This window comes from Mycoplasma nasistruthionis (assembly GCF_006228185.1).
Taxonomy (GTDB): Bacteria; Bacillota_I; Bacilli_A; order Mycoplasmatales; family Metamycoplasmataceae; genus Mycoplasmopsis; species Mycoplasmopsis nasistruthionis.
Genome location: NZ_CP040825.1, coordinates 464,436 through 485,970, shown reverse-complemented (window position 1 = coordinate 485,970; position 21,535 = coordinate 464,436). Strand labels below are relative to the sequence as shown.

The following is a 21,535-nucleotide window of genomic DNA, read 5'->3' as shown; positions in this document are numbered from 1 at the left end:
TTTTTATTATTTTGCGAATTTTCCTAAAACTGAATCAATTCTTTCTTTAGTTGGTTCAACAACAATATAAGTTCCAGCAACACATGCATCAGCACCAGCACTAAAACATTCAGGACCTGTAGTTGAGTTGATTCCACCGTCAACTTGAATTAAATAGTCATAACCATTTAAATCTCTTAAAGCTTTTAATTCAGCAATTTTATCTAAGGCTGAAGGCATGAATTTTTGACCACCAGCACCTGGTTCAACTGACATAACTAAAACAAGTGATAATTTAGGTAAAAATTGTTTTATTTCTTCCACAGTAGTGTTTGGTTTAATAGCTAAACCTAATTTTAAATCATGATAATTTTGTTCTAGAAATTCTTGATACTTTACTAAATCATTTGAAATGGCTTCATAATGGAATGTAATAAAATCTACGTTATTTTTAACTTGATCCACATATTCATAAGGATCAACAACCATTAAATGTGCATCTTTAAGGTGTTTTGAATGATTTTGATCAATGTTAATAATTTCGTCCACTTCAATAGCTGTATTTGGCACAAATTTACCATCCATAACATCATAGTGAATTCATTTAATTCCGTTTTGTACTAATGTGTCAGCCATAGCTGGTCTTTTGTCTTTTTCGACATTTAAAAGACTAGGAGTAACATATTTTTTCATTATTTTGTTCCCTTTAATTCGTTTTGCATTTTAATATAGTTATTATATCTGATTTGTGGTATTAAATCAGTGTTTAAGTTCTGTTTAATAGCGCAGTTGCTTTCAGATTCGTTGATATGTAAACAATTTCTGAACTTGCATGTTTTTGACAATTCTTTGAAAGTTTTAAAACTTTGAGCTAACTCTATAGGGCTTAAAAACAAATCAAGAGACGAAAAGCCAGGTGTGTCAATTAAATAACCATTTAACAATTTAGATATTGCCACGTTTCTTGTTGTGTGTTTACCTCTATTGAGTGCTTTTGAGATTTCTTGAGTTTGATAGTCAAAATTTCCAAGCTTGTTTAAAGTGGTTGTTTTTCCGACTCCTGTTTGACCCATAAAAACATTATATTTATCTGTGAATAAGTTTTCTGGTAAATTCAATTGTTGCTCATTTTTATTATCAATTAAATAAACTGAATAACCCATTTTTTGATACAAATCTTTTATTTGATTAGCTAAATCTAGATCTAAATCCACTTTAGTTAAAAAAATAATTGGTTTTATATCTTTGCTTTCAATAGTTGCTAAATATTTATCAACTAAATAGTTTTGAAATTCAGGTTCTTTTATTGACATAAAAACAATCATTTGATCAACGTTGGCAACTTTTGGTCTAATAAAAGAATTTTCTCTTTCTAAAACCTCAACTATTAAGCCATTTTCAACTATAACATTATCTCCGACAACTGGACTAAAGTCATTTAATCTTAATTTTCCAGCAAGTGGAAAAACAACTTCTTGTTCCTGACCTTGACATTTTAAAGTGTATTGATTTGCTATTATTTTAAAAATTTTACATTGCATTAGAACAATCCTAAGAAGTATAAAGCAATTCCAAATCCAATAATAATTAGCAAAATAATAACGATACAACTAATTAAAAATGCATTAGAGTTAATTCTTTGAGATAAGGTTTTTTTGGGTTTTAAAGTCTTAGGAACAAGAGGTTTTTCAAATACTCTAGAAGCATCTAATGAAGTTTCTAAATCATTAATTAAGTCATAAACAGATTCATATCTGTCTTCCGGACGTTTAGCAGTAGCTTTAATAACAACGTTAGCTAATGGTTGAGGAACTGTTACAAAATCTTTTGGTGATGGGAAGGTGTTTTTGTAGTGCATTGAAATAGTATCTTGATCTCTTGCACCTTCGAATGGATATTGACCAGTTAACATTTCAAACATTAAAACACCAAGCGCATAAATATCAACTGCTTTTGTGATTTCAGCATTTTTAATACTGTATTCAGGAGCTGCATAAAATGGGCTACAAATTACAGCGTTAACTTTTGTTAAACGTTGTGAATCTTTAGTTAAAGAAATTCCTAAATCGATGACTTTAACTTCATTGGTATTGGTTAAAATAATGTTTTGACTTTTTATATCCCTGTGAATAACTCCATTCGCATGTAATTCACCAATTGCTTCAGCGGTTTTTTTAAGAAAATTTCTTGCTCTTTTTGCATTCATCGCACCTTCAGCACGAATTACATTAAACAAAGTGTTTCCTTGAATATAATCCATAACATAATAGCTTTCTTTGTCTAAAAAGCAATATGAATACAGTTTTGGAATGTAGTTTGATTGAATTTTTCTTAGTAAATTCACTTCTTCTTTAAATCTTTTTACAGTAATTGCATCAGCCATTGGGTGAAGGTATTTTAAGGCATATTGTTTTGAAGGGTCTTCATTATCAACTACTAAAAAAACACAACCCATTCCACCTTGACCAATTATTCTCTTGATTGTGTATTTTTGATAAATTGTAGAATTTTCAGGGACAAAATTATTTATATTCATTGTTTGCTCCTAACTCTAAATCTTCAAAAAATTCAACAACAATAGCACTCATATTGTCAGTTGGATTTGAATAATTTGCATTTTCTATCAATTCTTGAACTATTGCTCTTGGTGGAATTGGTTTATTAAGCAGAAATTCTATTTCATTTTTACTTAACACTCCATGAATACCGTCTGATGTTAATAAAATTTTAGAAATATTTTCAAAACCATTTTTTTGTATTTCATAAACTTCGATTGTAGTTGTAAAACCTGGTGAAATAGCACTAGTTAAAGATTTTAACTGTTCCATTTCGAGAACATCAGGCTGTTTACCAATTTTAAGAAGTTGATTTTCTAAATTTTGATCAACAGTAACTTGAACTAAATCTTTATCTTTTTTTAATACATAAGCTCTAGAATCACCGACATTAAAAAATAAAATAGTTTTCAGAGATTTTAAAATCAATGCACCAACAGCAGTTGTTCCTAGGTTCTGTGAATTACGTCCAGGAATTACATATTCTTTCAAACTTTCTTTAGATTGATTAATGCTTTGATAAATTCATTTTTTAGCATCAGAAACTTTTTGAATTCGTTTAGTTTCATTAAAAAGTTTACTAAAGGTATCTACTACAACACTAGCAGCAACATCGCCTAAATAATGAGACCCAATTCCATCACAAAGCAAAGCTAAAGTCACGTCTTGTTCATGCAAGACGTGAACTCTATCATCGTTTTTCTTTCTTGGTCCAATTACTGAATCAGCAAAATATTTAATGGTCAAGACCTAACTCCTTGTGCAGAATTTTTCTAATTCTATTTGCAGCTTTTTCAGGGACGTCATTGATAACAACATATTTGAATTTGTCTTTTTGTTCAAGCTCTTCTTCTGCCTTCTTTAATCTTCTTTCTAAAGTTACAGAGTTTTCAGAACCACGATTTAAAATTCTTTTCCTTAAATCATCAGTTGTTGGAGGTGCTAGGAAAATTGTAATCAGATTATATTTTTCGCTTTCTTTTGAATCTGGATTAGCAAATTTTTTCATAATGGTTGTTGCACCAAAAGTTTCAATTTCAAGTAATGGAACTTTCTTTTTCTTATAAATTTTGTCTAATTCAGAATATAAAGTTCCGTAATAATTTTCAAAGTGAAAAGAAAATTCAATGAATTTTCTTGATTTAATTTTGTTTCTGAATAAATCAGTGTCAATGAAATAATAATGAACTCCGTTTAATTCACCATCACGTGGTGCTCTTGTTGTTGCAGAGCAAGATAGAGAAAGGTTTAATTCTTCAAAGTTGAAAAGCAATCTTTCAACTGTACCTTTCCCTACACCACTTGGTCCTGTAAAAATAATAATCGGTAATTTCTTGACATCTTTATTCATAATTGTTAAATATTATAACACTTTTAAAATTGACTGATTTATTAATCATTAAAAATTTTATTTTTAATTTAAAAAAGTATATTATTTAAGTACTTAAACCATATTGGGGGCTTCATGTTTTATAAATTTCATAAACAATCAGGCACTTTTGCTAATAATTCAGTTCGTAAGTTATCAAAGTCATTAAACACTAAAAAAATAGGTCATAGTGGCATTTTAGATCCACTAGCAAGCGGTTTAATGATAGTAGCGACAGATTTTGAAACAAAATTATTAGAGTTTATAGACAATAAAAATAAAACATACATTGCGACATGTTTGTTTGGATATACAAATGACAGTTTGGACACTGATTTGCCTTTGATACAGATTGATACACCAAAAATAACTAAAGAAATGTTTGAAGAAGCAATTCAAAAAGCAAAAGCATTTAAAACACAAATACCACCAATTTATAGTGCTAAAAAAATAGATGGTAAAAAAGCTTATGAATATGCAAGAAATAATGAAAAAGTCGAACTAAGACCACAACAAATAGAGGTTTATAAATATCAACTTTTAAACTTTGATTACTCAAAACAAGAAGCAAAAGTATTAATAGAAGTATCTGAAGGAACTTATATTAGAACGTTGTTAAATGACACTGCTAAGTTAGTAAATAGTTGCTGTGTTATGTCATCTTTAGTAAGAACTAAAATAGGTGAAATAGAATTAGATAATCTATCAGAGAATCAAACTCAAAAGATTGATTTTTGGGATTTAATTTCTATGCCTACTATTAAATTAATGCCTGATATGTTTATAAAATTATCAAATGGTAATCCAATACAATTAAATACTAAAATGCCTAACACCAAGGCTTTAATGATTAATTCACTAGGTTTAGTAGCCAGCGTTGGTGAAATTAAAGAAAATATTTTTTATCCTAAAAAAACAGCATTAGAAAGGATTTTATAATGAAACAATTAAAAGATGAAATTAAAATAGCTGCATTTGATGTTGATGGAACAATTTTACCTAATGGACAAAATCAATTTTCATTAAATACAAGAAAAATTTTTCCTTTATTAAAACTTAACAACATAGTTTCGGTAATTTCAACAGCCAGAGAATTTGCAACAATCGGAGACTTCTTAGAACAATTAGACCCTGTTGATTACTTTATTGGAGCGAATGGTGCATTTATTTGAGACAATGTTAAAAAAGAATTTATTTACAAAAGCACTTTAAATAAAGAAGATGTTTTAAAAATCTATGAATATTTAAAAGATAGAATTAATGCATTTGCAGTTTCAGATTTTGACAAAGTTTTCAAATCCCCATCAATGCCTTTAAATTCATGATTTATAAAGCCTTTTATCTCAAATTATTATGATTTTGATGAAACAAAATTAAGCTCTGATAATTTATATGTAATTACAATTAACACAGATACAGTTAAAGAAACATCAGACTTGGTTCATAAATTTATTGATGAAAACAATTTAAACATGGAAATTTCTGCAAGATGATCTAGAGGCATTTTTATCGGACCTAAAAATGTGTCTAAATCACACACACTTTCAGTTTTATGTTCTAAATTAGGTTTAGAAATTGACAAAAACTTAATAGCTTTTGGAGACAGCTCAAACGATTTTGAAATGTTAAGAGATGCAAGATATGGTGTAGCTATGGAAAGAGCTAATGAAAAAATCAAATCTGTATCAGATGATATTGCTTTAGATTGTGAATATGATGGAGCTTATTTAAAACTTAAGGAACTTAAATTAATTTAATGCAAGACTTGGTAGTTTATAAATTAGAACAATTTGAAACTAAAGAAAATGATTGTTTTATTTTAGGTTCATTTGAAAGTTTTCATTTAGGACATTTGCAACTTTTTAATAAAGCTAATTCACTACCTGGTAGAAACATTTTAGTCACATTTAATGTTGAAAGTGGAATGCCAAAATTCGAAGAAAATTATTTTGCTAATTCAAAAGCTAAATATTTTCAACTTGCTCGGTTTCCTTTTGATGCAGTTATAGAATTGGACTTTTGAGAAATTAAGCATCTTGAAGGTGCAGAATTTATTAAACTTTTATCTCAAAATCAAAAAATAAATTTAATTGGTGGCAAAGATTTTAAATTCGGAAATGGCGCTAAGTGAAATTTGATTGATTTTAAATATGACAATGCTACAAACCACATTGTAGACTTTGTAAAAATTCAAAACACAAAAATTTCAACGAGTTTAATTAAACAAAACCTTGAATTTGGAAAAGTTGAATTTGCAAATTCTATGTTAGTTTTTGAATACCCAATTTTAGCTAAGGTTTTGGATCAAAATTTATTGGATATTGATTACAAGGTTCTAAAACTGCATTCAGGTATTTATGCATCAAAGATTTATGTTGATAATTTAGTTTTTTATGCCTTAATTCATGTTGGTTTAAATAAACAATATCATTTCCAACTAATTGATTTTGAACAAAGCAATAATTGAATTGATGCAGAAGTTTATATTGAAGTTTTTAACGAAATTAGACTTATTATTTCAACAATTGATGATCAAATTATTGAAAGCGACTTAGATAATGCAAAACAATATTTTTTAAATTTACTTAACAAGAAGTAAAAACCAAATCAGCATTTAGCTGATTTTTTTGATTTAAAAAAACAAGTTTACAAGCTTTTGAATAAATATAGTTTGTTCTGAAATTTAATTTGGTCTTGATATAATTTAATTATTAAGGAATTTATAGTTTATAACTATAAAAATGTAGAGATATGAAGAGAAAAACAATACTTTTAACACTAACTTCAAGTGTTTTAATTTTACCGATAATATCTGCAGCTTGTCAGACAAACACAGCTGAAAGTAAGTCAGAAGTAAAAAACCCAACAACTAATAATGATGAAATCACTAAAAGACTAATTAGTCAGGCAGAAGAAAATCAAAATAATAAAAATAAACAAAAAGAAACAATAAATACTTCCGAAGAAACTAACACACATAAAACAGAAATTTCTGAACCAGAACAAACACCAGAAACTCCGAGAAATTCAGTTGATGAAAAAACAAAAACTGAAGGACAAAAAGAAGAAGAAACCATAAACACAGAAACAGTAAATCCAGAAACCTCAAAAAATTCAGAAATTAACACAGAACAACCAGAAACACAAGAACAAACCAATCCGAATAACCAAAACCCAGGTGATAATAATCAACCAAAAGAACCTGAAACACCTGAAAAACAAAGTGATGATAGCAGACAAGTAAGCCATGATGTAATTTCAGATAACAATAATGTAGTTGAAAACGAAAATAAAACCTCAGAAAACAGTGAAGTGAATAACTCAAATCCTGATCCAGAAACATCACACATTGAAGAAACCACAACACAGCCAGTTGAAAATCATGAAGCCTCTGAACCTGTTAATGAACCTGAAGAAACTGAAACTCATGACCAAAATCAACCTCCAATCGAAGAAAATAATGAGGAAGTTGTTTTAGTTAATGAAAATAGAATTAATCAAAAGGGCAAATATTTTAATCCTGCTTTATTTGAAGTAAGTTCATCTGATAAAGAAGCAGAAGGATTTAATTACGGAACTGCTCCTTTAATTCATAAGAAAAACAGTGCATTAACTGAAGACGATTTAATTGATATGTTTAATTACATTGCCGGTAATGGAGTTTTAGAAGAATTTTCATTTGGAGATAGACAAATTTCTTCTAATTTAATGTCAGGAGCTTATGCAAGATGGATTAATGATAATTGAATTAATTTCCCAGCATGATCATTAGCCAGTGGTTCTCTAGACTTTCACAGAACTGCTGATAACAACACAGTAACTGGAATTTCACATGGAAAATATGCATCAAATTGATACACCAAAAATGCCCTAAGCGATTCATATAAAGATTTTGTAAGAAATGGTTTAAACAAAATTAAAGATGGTATGAAAGATTATGAAAAAGCTTATGCTTTATGACTTTATACTCTTGAATACTTTAAATATGACATTAGCAGACTAGTTTCAACTATTGAAAAGGATATTTTTGATCAATTAACAGTTTGTGCAGTTTATGCTTCTTCTTATGGGTATTTATTAAACTTAGTTGGGATTGAAGCAATTGCTAATATAACAGGAAAATTAGTTAATGGTGATTCTCACTTAGTTGTTTATATTAAACTTCAACTACCAGGCGATGATAAACCAAAATGATACTTATCAGATGCAACTTGAGGAGATGCTTATTCGGCAGGATTATCTCCAAACGATGACAATCCAACAATTGATAAAGAAAATACTTCTTATCAAGAGTTTTTATCACCAATAGGAGTTAATCTAACTGAACCTATTTTTTCGCAACAATTTAGTGATGGTGCTTTTTGAAGACTAAATTGAGATAGTTTTAAAAATACAGAAGATTGACATTATGGTCCTTACAAGCTAATGAAGTTTGACAAACGTTCAATTTACGGTTTTGTTTATGAAAACTCAAATTGATTAAATTTACGCAGTAGATATGAATATTACAATGGAAAATGATATACATTAGCCCAATCTTCATCTGATAATAAAAAATATCTTTACAAAAGAGATTTTTATAGTCCTTATGACGAAGAATACAGAGTTTTACAAGATGTTTATTTAACTGATTTATTTACAGATCCTAAGATTGCTAAAGGTATTGAAAATGCCCCTGGTAAGCCTATGTTGGCTAGTTCAAATGACAATTTAATTTTTTATGGTAAGTCAGAAAATCAAAACTATTTTGCAGTTGTAAATTTAAGCACTAATCAGACTAAAGTTATTAATATTCCCAATTCTGAAAACAAAGAAATTGGCAGATATTATCTTAAGAATAAAAACATTTACTACTCATTCGCCGGGGAATTAAATACAATTTTTAAATTGGATTTAACAGACGAATTAAAAACGTTTATTTTTGAAAAACAAACTATTTCACAGTTTGAGTTAGAAAAACTAACAAAAATTATTAAAAACGAAATAAATTTATTAGTAGTTGGTGATTCAATTGGGCAAATTAATTATCTTGACAAATTAAGATTTATCCAATATCTTGACAAAGTTTCTAAAACCCAAAATACCAGTGCTCAAGACTTAAAAGTAAAATATAACGAAGTTAATGCTAAATACGATGAATTAGTTAAGAACTTATATAAAACAAATAAAAAGCTTTTATTTACAACAAAACTTCCAAATCAAGTTAGAAGATCAGAAGAATTCTTAAGACAATATGGTTATAACTTTGAGGGGGTTTCTGCCTTTATTAACTATTCAGACTTATTGGCCGGAAATAACAGCGTGAGATATGATTTGATGTTTTCAGAAACTGAAAACGGAACATATCAAAACATTTTAACCGACATTGAAGCTTCAGAATTAAGACTTAACTCTAAAGTTCAATTACGCTCAGGATTTTACAAAATAAAAGCTTATTTAGTAGGAAATTCTGATAATTTTGCAATGACAAATAGTGTCAACATAATAATCGATTCAAATGCTCAACCTAGTCCTTTAAATAGCGGTTTAGTTGATCAAGATTCTAGATATATAAACATCGATTCTAGAACTAAGGAATTAATTCAAAATAATATCCAACTAAATGCTACAGTTTCATCGGAAAACAACTTTTCTATTACAGCAGAATTAGGTTATATAAGCTTAAAAGACCAATCAAAAAAAGTTATTCAAACGTATAATAATATCACATCATCAACTTCAATTAATCACACAATTTCACAAATAAACAGTGATAATTCCGGAATTTATTACATCAAAGTTATAAAAACACAAAACAACAGTCAAAATGTTTCAAATTCATATTTAAAATACTATTATGTTCTTGACCAAGAAACTTATTCAAACAAAAATCAAGACACTGCAAATGACAAATTGCAACAAATGCTAGAAGTTATTTAAAATTTGACTTTTAGTTTTATTTAAATCAAAATTAATATACAATTTAAGCAGTAAATTATTACATAACATAAATTTTAAGCTTGGACTTAAACAAGATTTAAGTTCTAGGTTTAAAACATTTAATAACCTTACAAGGAGATTACAATGGTTAACAAAGCAAGAAAAGCTGAATTAGTTGCAAAATATGGAAAAAATGCTAAAGATACAGGAGCTGCAGAAGTACAAATCGCTATCTTAACAGAAGATATCGAAAGTTTAAAACCTCACTTCAAAAACAACCCTAAAGATAACCACTCAAGACGTGGATTCTTAGCTAAAATTTCACAACGTAAAACACTTTTAAGAAACTTAAAAGAAAACAACTTTGAAGCTTACAGCAAATTAATTGACGAATTAAATATTCGTAAATAATTCCACAAAAACGCATTATTTCAATGCGTTTTTTTCTGTGACTTTAAGTTTTATTTTTTCAATTTTAATAATAAAATTATTAAAATACATTAATTTATGCATTTTGAAAGGACAAACTTATGGAACTTAGAGATATTCAAGAGTTAACAATTAACAACCTTTCATCTATTCCAGGAATTATTCGACTACATAATCCTGTTTTAGATTCTGACCTTTCTTCTTGCCAGTATGGTGAGTGTGAAAGTGATTTAAATTCATTAATTGATGTACAACTAACCTCTAAAGGTTATGACATAAAAGTTGCAGTGACGTTAATTGAGGGAGTATCTGCAAAATTTATCAGCACACAATTATTCAAACAACTATCACTAGAATTGTCAAAACGTAAAGTTAAAATTAACAATTTACTGGTGGTAATTAAAGGAGTTCAGAATGAATAAGGATTTTATTTTGAATGGTCAAAAATTAGCTAAGGCTTTAATATCAGGTGCAAACGCTCTTTTAAATGCTAAGAATAAAATCGATGCTTTAAATGTTTTCCCAGTACCAGATGGAGATACAGGAACTAACATGTCAGCAACAATGGCAGTTACTGTTAATAATTTAGCTAAAAATGAAAATGCTTCAGTTGAAAAAATAACAGCTGACTTAGCTCATGATATGCTATTTGAAGCTAGAGGTAATTCAGGTGTTATTTTGTCACAAATTTTCAAAGGTTTTGCGCTAGGTTGCAAAGGGTTAAAAGAATTAAATACAGCAGGTTTATTAAGTGCTTTTAAGAGTGCAACTGAAAGAGCTTATAAATCAGTTTTTAAACCCGTTGAAGGAACAATTTTAACAGTTATTCGTGAAACAACTGAAAACTTGGTTAAAGAATTTCAAAATCAAGAAGTTTCTTATTTAACTTTCTTTGCTAAAGCGCTTGAATTTATGCGTAAAGCATGTGATGAAACACCTAACAAACTTAAAACGCTACGTGAAGTAGGAGTGACAGATAGTGGTGGTGAAGGGTTATACATTATTTTCTGAGGAATTAATGAAGCCTTAAATGATCGCTTTGTAGAATTAAAAGAACAAAGTGATGATGATATTGAAACTTTTATTAGTGACGGTGAAGTTTATGACGGTGAATTTGGTTATTGTACAGAAGTTTTAATTGATCTTAATAATCCAGATACATTTGACAAAAATGAATTATCAGAAAAACTACTAAAAGTTGCTAACTCTTTAGTAGTTGTTTCTGATGAAAATATTTGTAAAGTTCACGGTCATGCAATTCATCCTGGAAAATTACTTAACATTGCTCAAGAATACGGTGAATTCATTAAGATTAAATCTGAAAACATGACTCTTCAAGCAAATAATTCGAAAGCTAATGCTGAAAAATTTGAACAAGCTAAACAAAATACTAAAAGAACACCATGCGGAATTGTTTCATGTAATTTAGGTTCCGGAATTATTAACAGAATGAAAGAATTAGGTTGTGACTATGTTGTAGAAAGTGGTCAAACTCAAAACCCCTCAGCTCAAGACTTAATTAATGCAGTTAATAGCGTTAATGCAGACACAGTTTTCATTTTGACTAACAATTCAAACATCATTTTAGTTGCTCAACAAGTTGCTCAAGTGATAAATGACAAAAATGTTGTTGTAATTCCAACAAAATCACAAATGCAAGGAATTACAGCAATGCTGAATTTTAATCATGAATCAACAGCTGAAGAAAATCAGGAAATGATTGAAGAAAGTATCCAAGAAGTAACCACAGGTGAAATAACACTAGCAATCAGAGATACAACAATTAACAAAGTTAAGGTGAAAAGCGGTCAATATTTAGCAATATTAGACAACAAAATTATTTCTGCCAAAGACGATTTATTAGAAACTGCTAAGTTTCTAATTAAAAAAGCAATTAAGCCTGGAAAAGAACTAGTAAGTATTTATTATGGTGATGAATCAGATTTAGCTGAAGCACAAGAATTAGAAAATTATATCAATGCGACATATGATATCGAAGTTGAAGTAGTCGAAGGAAATCAACCAACATATCACTTCATTATAGGGGTAGAATAATGGAATATAAATACAAATTAGTCTTTGATGTTAATGGTAATGATTTAGGGCCATTACAATGTTTTTTAGCAGTTCAAGATTTTGTTAAAAAATACAAAGACACTCAAGTTACTTTAGTAGGTGATGTTAAAGATTTTTTACACTTAGTAATCGATAACGATGCTATCCAATTAATTCAAAATGATTTAAAACCTGCTGACCCTAAGAACATCAGAGGTTCAATGTCTGAAAAAACAGCTATGAATCAAGCTATTCAAATGATAATTGACAAAGAAGCTGATGGAATTTTATCAGCAGGCGATAGTGGTTTATATATTTCAGCATTAACTTTGAAAGCTAAACGTTTGGAAAATGTTTCGCGTCCAGCATTTATGCCAGTAGCTAATAAAGTTAATGGTGAAAAGTTATTATTTTTAGATGTAGGTGCTAATATTGAAACAAAACCAGAATACTTAGTTGAATGAGCTTATTTAGCTAATTGTTTTTATAAAACCATGTTTAAAAATGAACCAAAAGTTGCATTATTAAACATTGGAACTGAAGATTATAAAGGTTTAGATTTTGTAAAGCAAGCACACAGTCAATTAACTAACCAAAATGACTTAAATTATGTTGGGTTTAGAGAAACTAGAAATTTATTTAAAGATGATTACAATATAGCTGTAATTGATGGTTATGCTGGTAATATAATGCTTAAAAGCTATGAAGGTGCTGTTATGACTTTCACGGGTGCTTTAAAAGAAACAATTTATAGTAAATTTTTATACAAACTAGGAGCATTTTTACTAAAAGGTGCATTTAAAAAAGTTGCTTCAACGCTTGATTATCGTTCAGTAGGGTGTGCATGAGTTTTAGGTGTTAATGCACTGGCTTTAAAAGCACATGGTTCAAGTGATCATGTATCATACTTCAATGCATTAGTCAGCTTAAGAGAAGCAGTTTCAAAAAACGTTTTAGAACAACTAAAAACATCACTAGTTAAACAAGTTGTGGAGCAGGCTGATGAATAATGTATCAAACGAAAATGTTACTTTAGAAGACTTTTTAAAGCAATATAACATTGTTCCAAAAAATCTTATTCATTATATATTTGCCATTACTCACTCATCTTACACTAGACAACCAGATGAAAGTTATGAAAAACTAGAATTGCTTGGTGATGCAATTTTACAATTCATTTCAACTCATTATATTTACAAAAAATATCATGACGTTCTTTCAGCAGGTGATTTAACACGTTTAAGATCAAAAGGTGTTTGCACAACGACTTTAGCTGAAATATCCAAGGAAATTGGATTGGTTTCATTATTAAAAACAGGACCAGGCAAAATGCGTGAGTCTGTTATTAATTCAGCCAAAGTTCAAGCAGATATATTTGAGTCCATGGTTGCAGCTATTTACCTAGATCAAGGTTTAAAATCAGCCACTGAATTTGCAATTAAATACATCGGACCAGTAATTCAAAGAGTTCATGGTGAAAACAACAAAGATCCTAAAGGACAATTACAAGAATATTTCCAAAGTTTAACAAAGGAAACAATTCATTATCAAACCGAACTTTTACCAGATGGCGTTACTTTTTATTCAAAAGCAAAACACAATAATAAAACTTATGGTGAAGGTAAGGGATTAAACAAAAAAGAAGCTGAATTAAATGCAGCTTCTGATGCTTTAACCAAATTACATAAAAATTAAATCAGGGAGCATTAAATGAAATTAATTAAATTTGAAGCGCATGGATTCAAATCTTTTGCAGACCCAATTACACTTACATTTGATGGTGGAGTAGTTGGAATAATTGGGCCAAATGGTTCAGGGAAAAGCAATGTTCAAGATGCTATTAAATGAGTATTAGGAGAACAAAGATCTAAAGAAATGCGTGGTGAATCAATGCAAGATTTAATTTTTGCTGGTTCAGCAACTGTAAAAGCTTTAGACACAGCTACAGTTACTTTAACTTTTGATAATAGAGATTCAAACAATTCTATTCCAGAAGAAATAGTTACAATCACAAGAGAATTGTCACGTGGAAAAGGGACAAATAACTATTATTTAAACGGAAAACCATGTAGACATAAAGATATTAAAAAAATAGCTATGGAAACAGGGGTTGGAAAAAGTTCTCTAGCCATTATTTCACAAGGTACAGTTTCATCTATTGCAGAATCAAGCGATGAAGAAAGAAGAGCTATTTTTGAAGAAGCAGCCGGAGTTTCAAAATACAAAGTAGAAAAATCAGAATCAATTTCAAATTTAACAAAAGCTGAAAACTCACTAGCAATTCTAAGACCGAAAGTTAAAAGTTTATTTGACAGATTAGAACCATTAAAAGAACAAGCTGAAAAAGCACAAATCTTTTTAGATAAAAGTAAACAGTTGGAAAAAATTGAAGTTGGTTATTTAGTTTACGACATTGAAAAAAACAGCAAAATAATCGATGAAAACAAATATGAAGTTGAAGAATTCGAATCTAAACAAGCTGAATACGAAGACAAAAACAAGACCTTAAAAGAAGAACAAGCAACAAAAAATGAACAATTAAAAGCACTTAATAATTCTAAAAAGTTAAATGACGAAAAAGCAAAAACTGTTGAAACTAAAATTAAAAAGATTGAACAAGCAATAGCAACAAGAAATGCAAGAACAGATTTAATTAAAAGTGGTGATTTAGAAGTTAAAACAGAAAAAGACATTGAACAACTTAAACAAGATTTAGATTTCAAAAAATCTTTAAAATCAAACACTGAAAAACAAAATGAAGAAGAAAAACAAAGCATAGATCGAATTCAAGAAACTATTAACAACCAACAAGAACATTTAAAAACTGCAAGAGCAGATAGTTCTCAAATTGAAATAAGTTTAAATAAATCTAACTGAGAAATTAAAAGATTAAAAGAAATTAAAGATAAAAGAAATAACTTACACAAAGGTACAAAAACAGTTGTTAATAATAAGGCTTTATTTAAAGGTTTTAAAGGTCTAGTTTCAGATTTACTAAAAGTTGAATTAGAGCACATAACAGCTATTGAAACAATTCTTTCAGCAGCATTTCAAAATGTTGTTGTAGACACACCTGAAACAGCTGCTAAAGCAGTTAAGTTTCTTAAAGAAAACGAAGGTGGTAGGGCTACTTTTATTCCACTAACTTCAATTAAACCTAGAGAAATTAGAGATGATCATCTATTGATGATTCAAGGAAATGCTGGATTTGTTGCTGTTGCTAGTGATTTAGTAAAAACAGAACCACAGTTTGATGTTTTAAATAAATTTCTTTTAGGTAATGTTATTGTTGCTAAAGATATTGATGCAGCTAATGTTATTGCTAAAATTGTTGACAAAAAATATTTAATTACAACCTTGGATGGTGATGTTGTTAGAGTCGGTGGAGTTATCCATGGTGGTTCAGCGCAGTTAAGCGACAACGAAATTGGTATTGATTCAAAAATTAATAAATATGAGCAAGAAAAAATTGAATTTGAAAATCAGAAAAAAGAAATAGATTCTAAAATTAGAAAACTAACTGATTCTTTAAATAGTAATTATGACTTATTAAATAAATACAAAGAATTTGAAAGAGAATCAAAACAAAAAATTGATTCTTTAGAAACAGACATTATTAAAATTAGTGAAATTATTAGTTCGTCTAATATTCAATCCGAATCTGCAGTAACTCAAGATCAATTATTGACTGATTATAATGAGTTGCTTGAAGCTGATGCACAATTGAAAAAGGATACAAAAATTCTAGAAGGACAAATCACTATTACTATTGCTGACATTGGCTTAATTGCTCAAAAAATAAATGAAGAAGATAAAGCTTTTAGTTTAATACAAAAAAGTTACAACAAAAAGAGTCTTGAGTTAGCAAATGCTAAAAGAGATAAAAATGCCAGCGAAGAACGTTTATCTGAAACATATGAACTTTCTTATGAATATGCTAAACAAAATTATCAATTAACAGGTAACCCTGATTTAATTTATGAAGAAATTAAACAACTAAGAAGAGACATTAAAGAACTTGGTAATGTTAATATTAATGCTATAGCAGAAGTTCAACAAGTTGAGGAAGAATATAATAGAAACAATTCTAACTTAATCGAACTTGAAGAGGCTAAAAATAAATTATTTGAAGCTATTCAAAAACTTGATGAAGAAATAGTTACAAGATTAACAAAAGTTGTTAATGACGTTAATTTAGAATTTGAAAATGTATTCAAATCAATGTTTGGTGGTGGTAGAGCAGAAGTAAAATTTGTTGATCCTAGTGATATCCTAGAATCAGGAATTAGCATTTATGCTCAACCCCCAGGTAAATCAGTTAAGAGTTTAAGATTATTCTCAGGTGGTGAAAAAGCCCTAATAGCAATTTCATTATTATTTGCTATTTTAAGAGCTAGACCTTTACCTTTATGTTTATTAGATGAGGTTGAAGCTGCACTTGATGAAGGAAACGTTATTCGTTACGCAGAGTATTTACAAGAATTAAAACATCAAACTCAATTCTTAGTAATTACACACCGTACAGGAACAATGTCAAAAGTTGACCGTATCATCGGAGCATCAATGCAAAACCGTGGTGCTACAACATTTGTCACAGTTAAATTATCAGACGTTGAAGAATATATTGACCCTGAGTATTTATAATTCAATAAAAGCCTATAAGGCTTTTATTTTTTTACTTTTAAAGCTCTGTCACTAGGCTAAAAGTAAAAATTAACAATAATTTAATTAATTTATAAAGATTTATAGTTAAAACAAACAAAAAATACTTTTAAACCTATATCATAGGCTTAAAAAGAAAAAATGAATGTTTTAAAGTGTCGAAATAACTAAAATTATTACACACTGTTTAAATTGCTTTATCTTTTAAATTAATTTAATATAATAAAAAATGAATAAGTCAAAAATCAGAAATTTTTCAATTATAGCTCACATTGACCACGGTAAAAGTACTTTAGCTGACCGTATTTTAGAATATACAAACACAGTAGATAACAGAGAATTAAAAGCTCAATTTCTTGATTCGATGGAACTTGAACAAGAACGGGGAATTACAATCAAACTTAATGCTGTACAAATTAAGTATAAAGACTATATTTTTCACTTAATTGATACACCTGGACACGTTGATTTTACCTATGAAGTTTCTCGTTCATTAGCAGCTTCGGAAGGTGCTTTATTACTTGTAGATGCAACCCAAGGAATTGAAGCACAAACTTTAGCTAATGTTTATTTAGCATTAGAAAACAACTTAGAAATCTTGCCAATTATTAACAAGATTGACTTACCAAGTGCTAATGTAGATTTAGTTAAACAAGAAATTGAAGAAGTTATAGGTATTCCGACTGATAATGCTATTTTAGTTTCTGCTAAAACAGGGCAAGGAGTACCTGAACTTTTAGAAGCAATTGTTAATTATATTCCTGCTCCTAAAAACGCTGATGATGAAAAACCTTTAAAAGCATTAATCTTTGATAGTTACTTTGATGCTTATCGCGGTGTTGTTATGCTTGTTAGAATCTTTGAAGGTGAATTAAAAACAGGTGATAGATTTAAATTCATGTCAAAAGACAATCAAGACAAGGAATATCATGTTATTGAATTAGGGGTTAGAAACCCTTATGAAACCAAAAAAGATAAGCTTGTTGCCGGAGAAGTTGGATGAGTGTCAGCAGCAATTAGAGATGCTAAAGAAGTTCATGTCGGTGATACAATCACTTTAATTAATAATCCTACACCAGAAGCACTTCCGGGTTATAAAAAGATGAAGCCGGTTGTTTTTACAGGATTTTACCCAATTGACACACGTGATTACATGGACTTGAAAGAAAGTTTAGAAAAAATTTCTTTATCAGACTCTTCTATAACTTGAGAGCAAGAGACTTCTAAAGCTTTAGGATTTGGTTTTCGTGTTGGATTTTTAGGAATGTTGCACATGGAAATTCTGCAAGAAAGATTAGACCGTGAATACAAGGTTGGTATTATTGCAACTTCACCTTCTGTTGAATACAGAGTTACTACAACAAAAGGTGAAGTAGAATTAATTTCAAACCCAACACTATTTCCTGATCGTACTTTTATTGAGACAATTGAAGAACCGTTCATTGAAGCAAGTATTTTTATTCCTAATGAATATATTGGTAATGTTATGGAACTATGCCAAAATAAACGTGGTATTTACAAATCACTTGAAACTGTAGATTCAAGACGTTCAAAAGTGGTTTATGAACTACCGCTTGCTGAAACTATTTTTGATTTCTTTGACAGATTAAAATCAACAACTAAAGGTTATGCATCATTCGAATATGAATGAATTGGCTATGTAGCTAGCGATTTGGTTAAAGTTGATATCTTATTAAACGGTGATAAAGTTGATGCTTTCTCTATTATTTCACACCGTGATAAAGCTTATGAAGCTGCTAGAGAACTTTGTGTTAAGTTAAAAGACGCTATACCTCGTCAAAACTTTGAAGTTCCTGTGCAAGCTACAATTGGTGGAAAAATTATTGCTAGAGAAACAATCAAAGCATACCGTAAAGACGTTACAGCAAAATTATATGGTGGAGACGTTACACGTAGACAAAAGCTACTTAAAAAACAAAAAGAAGGTAAAAAACGGATGAAAAAACTTGGTTCAATTGAAGTTCCGCAAGAAGCCTTCTTATCAATCTTAAAAACAAATATTGAAAAATAAATAAAGCACCAAACTGGTGCTTTTTTGTCACAATATATAAATTTCCAACTTAAACAGTTAGTAATTTATGGTTAGTGTTAATTATTTTTTGGGAATAATAATGTTGATAATTCAGGATAGTTTTGATTTAAAGCATGTTTATATGAGTATCTTTGGTGTATATACTTAATATCAGTTCCATCAATTAAGTCGTAAGAAAATACTTTTAAATTATTGCTTTCAAATTCTCTATTTTGAACAAATGAAGCCATTAAAGGTGTGTATAAATTTATATTTTTTCCATTATCTAATAAAAAGCGATTGCTTGTAGGCGATTGACCTCAAATTATACCTGTAGGCAGAGTTTGAGAATCTAAAACTAGTGATCCACTCATACCACCAATTACTTTGTTCGGAGAAAAACCTTTATATATAACGCCGTAATATTTACTTTGTCCCATTTTATTAAACTCAGTTCCTCTATTTGCAACAACTGTGTTGTTATATGTTGTGTCTGGTAAGAAGAACGGTCTGTTAATGCTAAAGTTTAAGTTATTTTTATCATCATCATATAAATTTGAAACAGTAGAAATTGACCCATTTTGGTTAGGAAAACCTGCAAAATAAGTATTTAGTGCAAATTTATATCTATCTGAATTGACAATTGATTTTAAATTATCATTTAAGGAATTTATTTTATTAATTGTATCTGCTTTTCCATCTAATGCATCTTGTAAAACATCCCTAAAAATTGGCATATTTGGTTTATTTTTAATGTTTAAGATATTTCTTCTTAAAAAATATAAATCATCAAAATTAACGGTTGCATATTTGTTATTATTAGTGTTTACTAAGACACTTGAATTAGATAGTTTTTGATTTTGTTTTTCCAGTAGTTTGATTGCATTTTGTAGATGTAATAAAACTAGTTTTCATTCCAAATTAGCATTGTTGCCTGTTAAAGGTGAATTGTTGTCAAAATCTGACAAACTTAATGGTGCATCAGATAAGTTTATATCCAACTCTAAAACAGCAAAATCGGTGTAATAATTTTCATTTAGATCACTTATGTTATCCATAAAATTTTGAGCTAAGAAAAATGTTTTGGGCATTGCTGTAGGGGTAAAAAACCTATAAGCATACTTTTTGTTTTGTAAGTGATATTTATTAACAATATTTAAAATATTAGGGTTATTTGTATTTTGTAAATCAATGCCAATACCAAAATGTTTAATTGGATTATTTAGCCTATTTGGCTGCTTATACATAGTGTAATCATTTTGTGAATAAATATCAACAGCAACATGATAATTAGTAGCTAAAAACAATTTATAGTTATTGTTATTATCTAATTTGGCAAAGTCTAAAATTCACGCAGTTCCACCGGAGGTTGTTCCATCAAGATATTGTCAAGTTAAAGTATAAGATCTATTTAAAATCATGTTAATGTATTCACTATTGTTACTTAACAATAATGAATTGTCAATTTGTGTGTCATGATAATATTTTAAATCTGGATTGTTTGCATAATAATTTTGTATTTCTTGATCTGATAAAATTTGGTCATTTGTTTGCTGATTTTCAATGTTAACAGTTGTATTCTGATTTACTTTTAAGATAAAATCATTCAACTGATTTTTATAATCAATTAACTGTTGTAAATTGTATTTTGATATTTGCTCTTGTTTGGCAAATAAATTAATTTTTTCGTTAATTAATTGTTGATTAGTTAAATTCAAACTGTTAATTTGTTCTTTCAACCCTATAATATCAGCTCTAACAGTGCTTAATTTACTTATAACTTCTTGATATTTTTCCCTAAAATGATCAATTGTTTTAATTAATTTGTTATTGTGATTTTCTGCTAAATCAAGCTCTAAAATTTCAGACTTTCAACTCTTAATTTGGCTAGTAGTTTCTAAATATTTTTCTGATAAATTACTGTCAATTATATTTTGATTTAAACTTTCAAATTCTTTTATTTTTCTAACTAATTCAACCAATTTATTTTCAATTATGTTTAAATAATTTTCATATCTTGTAAATTTAGTAAAAGCATCTTGAATTTGATTGTATTTTAATGCTTCTATGTCTGTATTTAAGATGTTTAAATCATTTATTAAAGTTTGATTCAAATTTATTTCAATTGAGGCTTGAATGTTATTAATTCTATTTAAAAGTTGATTTAATTTGGTTTTTAATATATTTTTAGCTTCTAAAAATAAGTTAATTAATTCATCAGATTTTGAATTTAAAATTCTTAAAGACTGCTGATTTTCAATCCTATTAGCTTGTAAAATTATTTCTTGAAATAAATCGTTGTTTGTAAATTTATTTTTTAAAAATTCAAGTTTCCGATTAAATTCACTCAAATCTAAATCAGCCTTGTTTTCAGGCTTAAAAGAAATTTTACCTAAGTTATTATTAGTGTCAAGAATTGGTAAGTTATTGATGCTGCTTTCATTTACATTTTTTTGATTATTTCCACAAGAAACTGATGCCAAAAAGGGTATAAACATGGTTAATACACTAAACAACAAATTAATTTTTTTCATA

17 protein-coding genes are annotated in these 21,535 nt (G+C 28.6%); 11 read left to right on the top strand and 6 right to left on the bottom strand.

The window, feature by feature from the left end; translation table 4 throughout:
• Window positions 1–6: 6 nt before the first annotated feature.
• From FG904_RS01930 to gmk, 5 genes are read right to left on the bottom strand one after another with little or no spacing between them, the layout of a single operon-like run.
• On the bottom strand, window positions 7–672 hold the full coding sequence (locus FG904_RS01930) for a ribulose-phosphate 3-epimerase (RefSeq protein ID WP_139592247.1): 666 nt from the start codon (window positions 670–672) through the stop codon (window positions 7–9).
• Window positions 672–1,520, bottom strand: a complete 849-nt coding sequence (gene rsgA, locus FG904_RS01925; RefSeq protein ID WP_139592246.1) for a ribosome small subunit-dependent GTPase A — start codon at window positions 1,518–1,520, stop codon at window positions 672–674. Before rsgA ends, FG904_RS01930 begins: the two co-directional genes overlap by 1 nt.
• On the bottom strand, window positions 1,520–2,515 hold the full coding sequence (locus tag FG904_RS01920) for a serine/threonine-protein kinase (protein ID WP_139592245.1): 996 nt from the start codon (window positions 2,513–2,515) through the stop codon (window positions 1,520–1,522). The genes rsgA and FG904_RS01920 overlap by 1 nt, the downstream gene beginning before the upstream one ends.
• Window positions 2,502–3,281 carry a PP2C family protein-serine/threonine phosphatase gene (locus FG904_RS01915; RefSeq protein ID WP_139592244.1) on the bottom strand — a complete coding sequence of 260 codons (780 nt, stop codon included), beginning with the start codon at window positions 3,279–3,281 and terminating at the stop codon, window positions 2,502–2,504. The genes FG904_RS01920 and FG904_RS01915 overlap by 14 nt, the downstream gene beginning before the upstream one ends.
• The gene (gene gmk / locus FG904_RS01910) at window positions 3,271–3,885 is read right to left on the bottom strand and encodes a guanylate kinase (RefSeq protein WP_139592243.1); all 615 of its coding nucleotides are present in this window, start codon (window positions 3,883–3,885) and stop codon (window positions 3,271–3,273) included. Before gmk ends, FG904_RS01915 begins: the two co-directional genes overlap by 11 nt.
• Before the next feature lie 114 nt (window positions 3,886–3,999).
• Between gmk and truB the strand changes: the two genes are divergently transcribed.
• From truB to lepA, 11 genes are all read left to right on the top strand, one after another.
• A complete protein-coding gene (truB, locus tag FG904_RS01905) occupies window positions 4,000–4,842 on the top strand; it encodes a tRNA pseudouridine(55) synthase TruB (RefSeq protein WP_139592242.1) in 843 nt (280 codons plus the stop codon).
• Window positions 4,842–5,660: a YcsE-related riboflavin metabolism phosphatase gene (locus FG904_RS01900; RefSeq protein ID WP_139592241.1), complete on the top strand. Its 819-nt coding sequence runs from the start codon at window positions 4,842–4,844 to the stop codon at window positions 5,658–5,660. The genes truB and FG904_RS01900 overlap by 1 nt, the downstream gene beginning before the upstream one ends.
• A complete protein-coding gene (locus FG904_RS01895) occupies window positions 5,660–6,502 on the top strand; it encodes an FAD synthase (protein ID WP_139592240.1) in 843 nt (280 codons plus the stop codon). The genes FG904_RS01900 and FG904_RS01895 overlap by 1 nt, the downstream gene beginning before the upstream one ends.
• A 152-nt stretch (window positions 6,503–6,654) precedes the next feature.
• Complete coding sequence (locus tag FG904_RS01890; RefSeq protein WP_139592239.1) at window positions 6,655–9,822, top strand: hypothetical protein; 3,168 nt, start codon at window positions 6,655–6,657, stop codon at window positions 9,820–9,822.
• A gap of 144 nt (window positions 9,823–9,966) precedes the next feature.
• Window positions 9,967–10,233, top strand: a complete 267-nt coding sequence (rpsO, locus tag FG904_RS01885; protein WP_139592238.1) for a 30S ribosomal protein S15 — start codon at window positions 9,967–9,969, stop codon at window positions 10,231–10,233.
• Window positions 10,234–10,352: 119 nt separating this feature from the next.
• Window positions 10,353–10,673 carry a hypothetical protein gene (locus FG904_RS01880; protein ID WP_139592237.1) on the top strand — a complete coding sequence of 107 codons (321 nt, stop codon included), beginning with the start codon at window positions 10,353–10,355 and terminating at the stop codon, window positions 10,671–10,673.
• Window positions 10,666–12,306 carry a DAK2 domain-containing protein gene (locus FG904_RS01875; protein WP_139592236.1) on the top strand — a complete coding sequence of 547 codons (1,641 nt, stop codon included), beginning with the start codon at window positions 10,666–10,668 and terminating at the stop codon, window positions 12,304–12,306. Before FG904_RS01880 ends, FG904_RS01875 begins: the two co-directional genes overlap by 8 nt.
• Window positions 12,306–13,316 (top strand): phosphate acyltransferase PlsX, encoded by a 1,011-nt coding sequence (plsX, locus tag FG904_RS01870; protein WP_139592235.1) that lies wholly within the window; start codon window positions 12,306–12,308, stop codon window positions 13,314–13,316. The genes FG904_RS01875 and plsX overlap by 1 nt, the downstream gene beginning before the upstream one ends.
• Window positions 13,309–14,001 (top strand): ribonuclease III, encoded by a 693-nt coding sequence (gene rnc / locus FG904_RS01865; protein WP_139592234.1) that lies wholly within the window; start codon window positions 13,309–13,311, stop codon window positions 13,999–14,001. The genes plsX and rnc overlap by 8 nt, the downstream gene beginning before the upstream one ends.
• Window positions 14,002–14,016: 15 nt before the next feature.
• Window positions 14,017–16,950, top strand: a complete 2,934-nt coding sequence (locus tag FG904_RS01860; RefSeq protein WP_139592233.1) for an AAA family ATPase — start codon at window positions 14,017–14,019, stop codon at window positions 16,948–16,950.
• A gap of 247 nt (window positions 16,951–17,197) precedes the next feature.
• The gene (gene lepA / locus FG904_RS01855) at window positions 17,198–19,000 is read left to right on the top strand and encodes a translation elongation factor 4 (protein ID WP_139592232.1); all 1,803 of its coding nucleotides are present in this window, start codon (window positions 17,198–17,200) and stop codon (window positions 18,998–19,000) included.
• 77 nt (window positions 19,001–19,077) lie between these two features.
• On the opposite strand, the gene FG904_RS01850 is transcribed toward lepA, so the two are convergent.
• Window positions 19,078–21,534 (bottom strand): MIP family Ig-specific serine endopeptidase, encoded by a 2,457-nt coding sequence (locus FG904_RS01850; protein WP_139592231.1) that lies wholly within the window; start codon window positions 21,532–21,534, stop codon window positions 19,078–19,080.
• Window position 21,535: the final 1 nt, after the last annotated feature.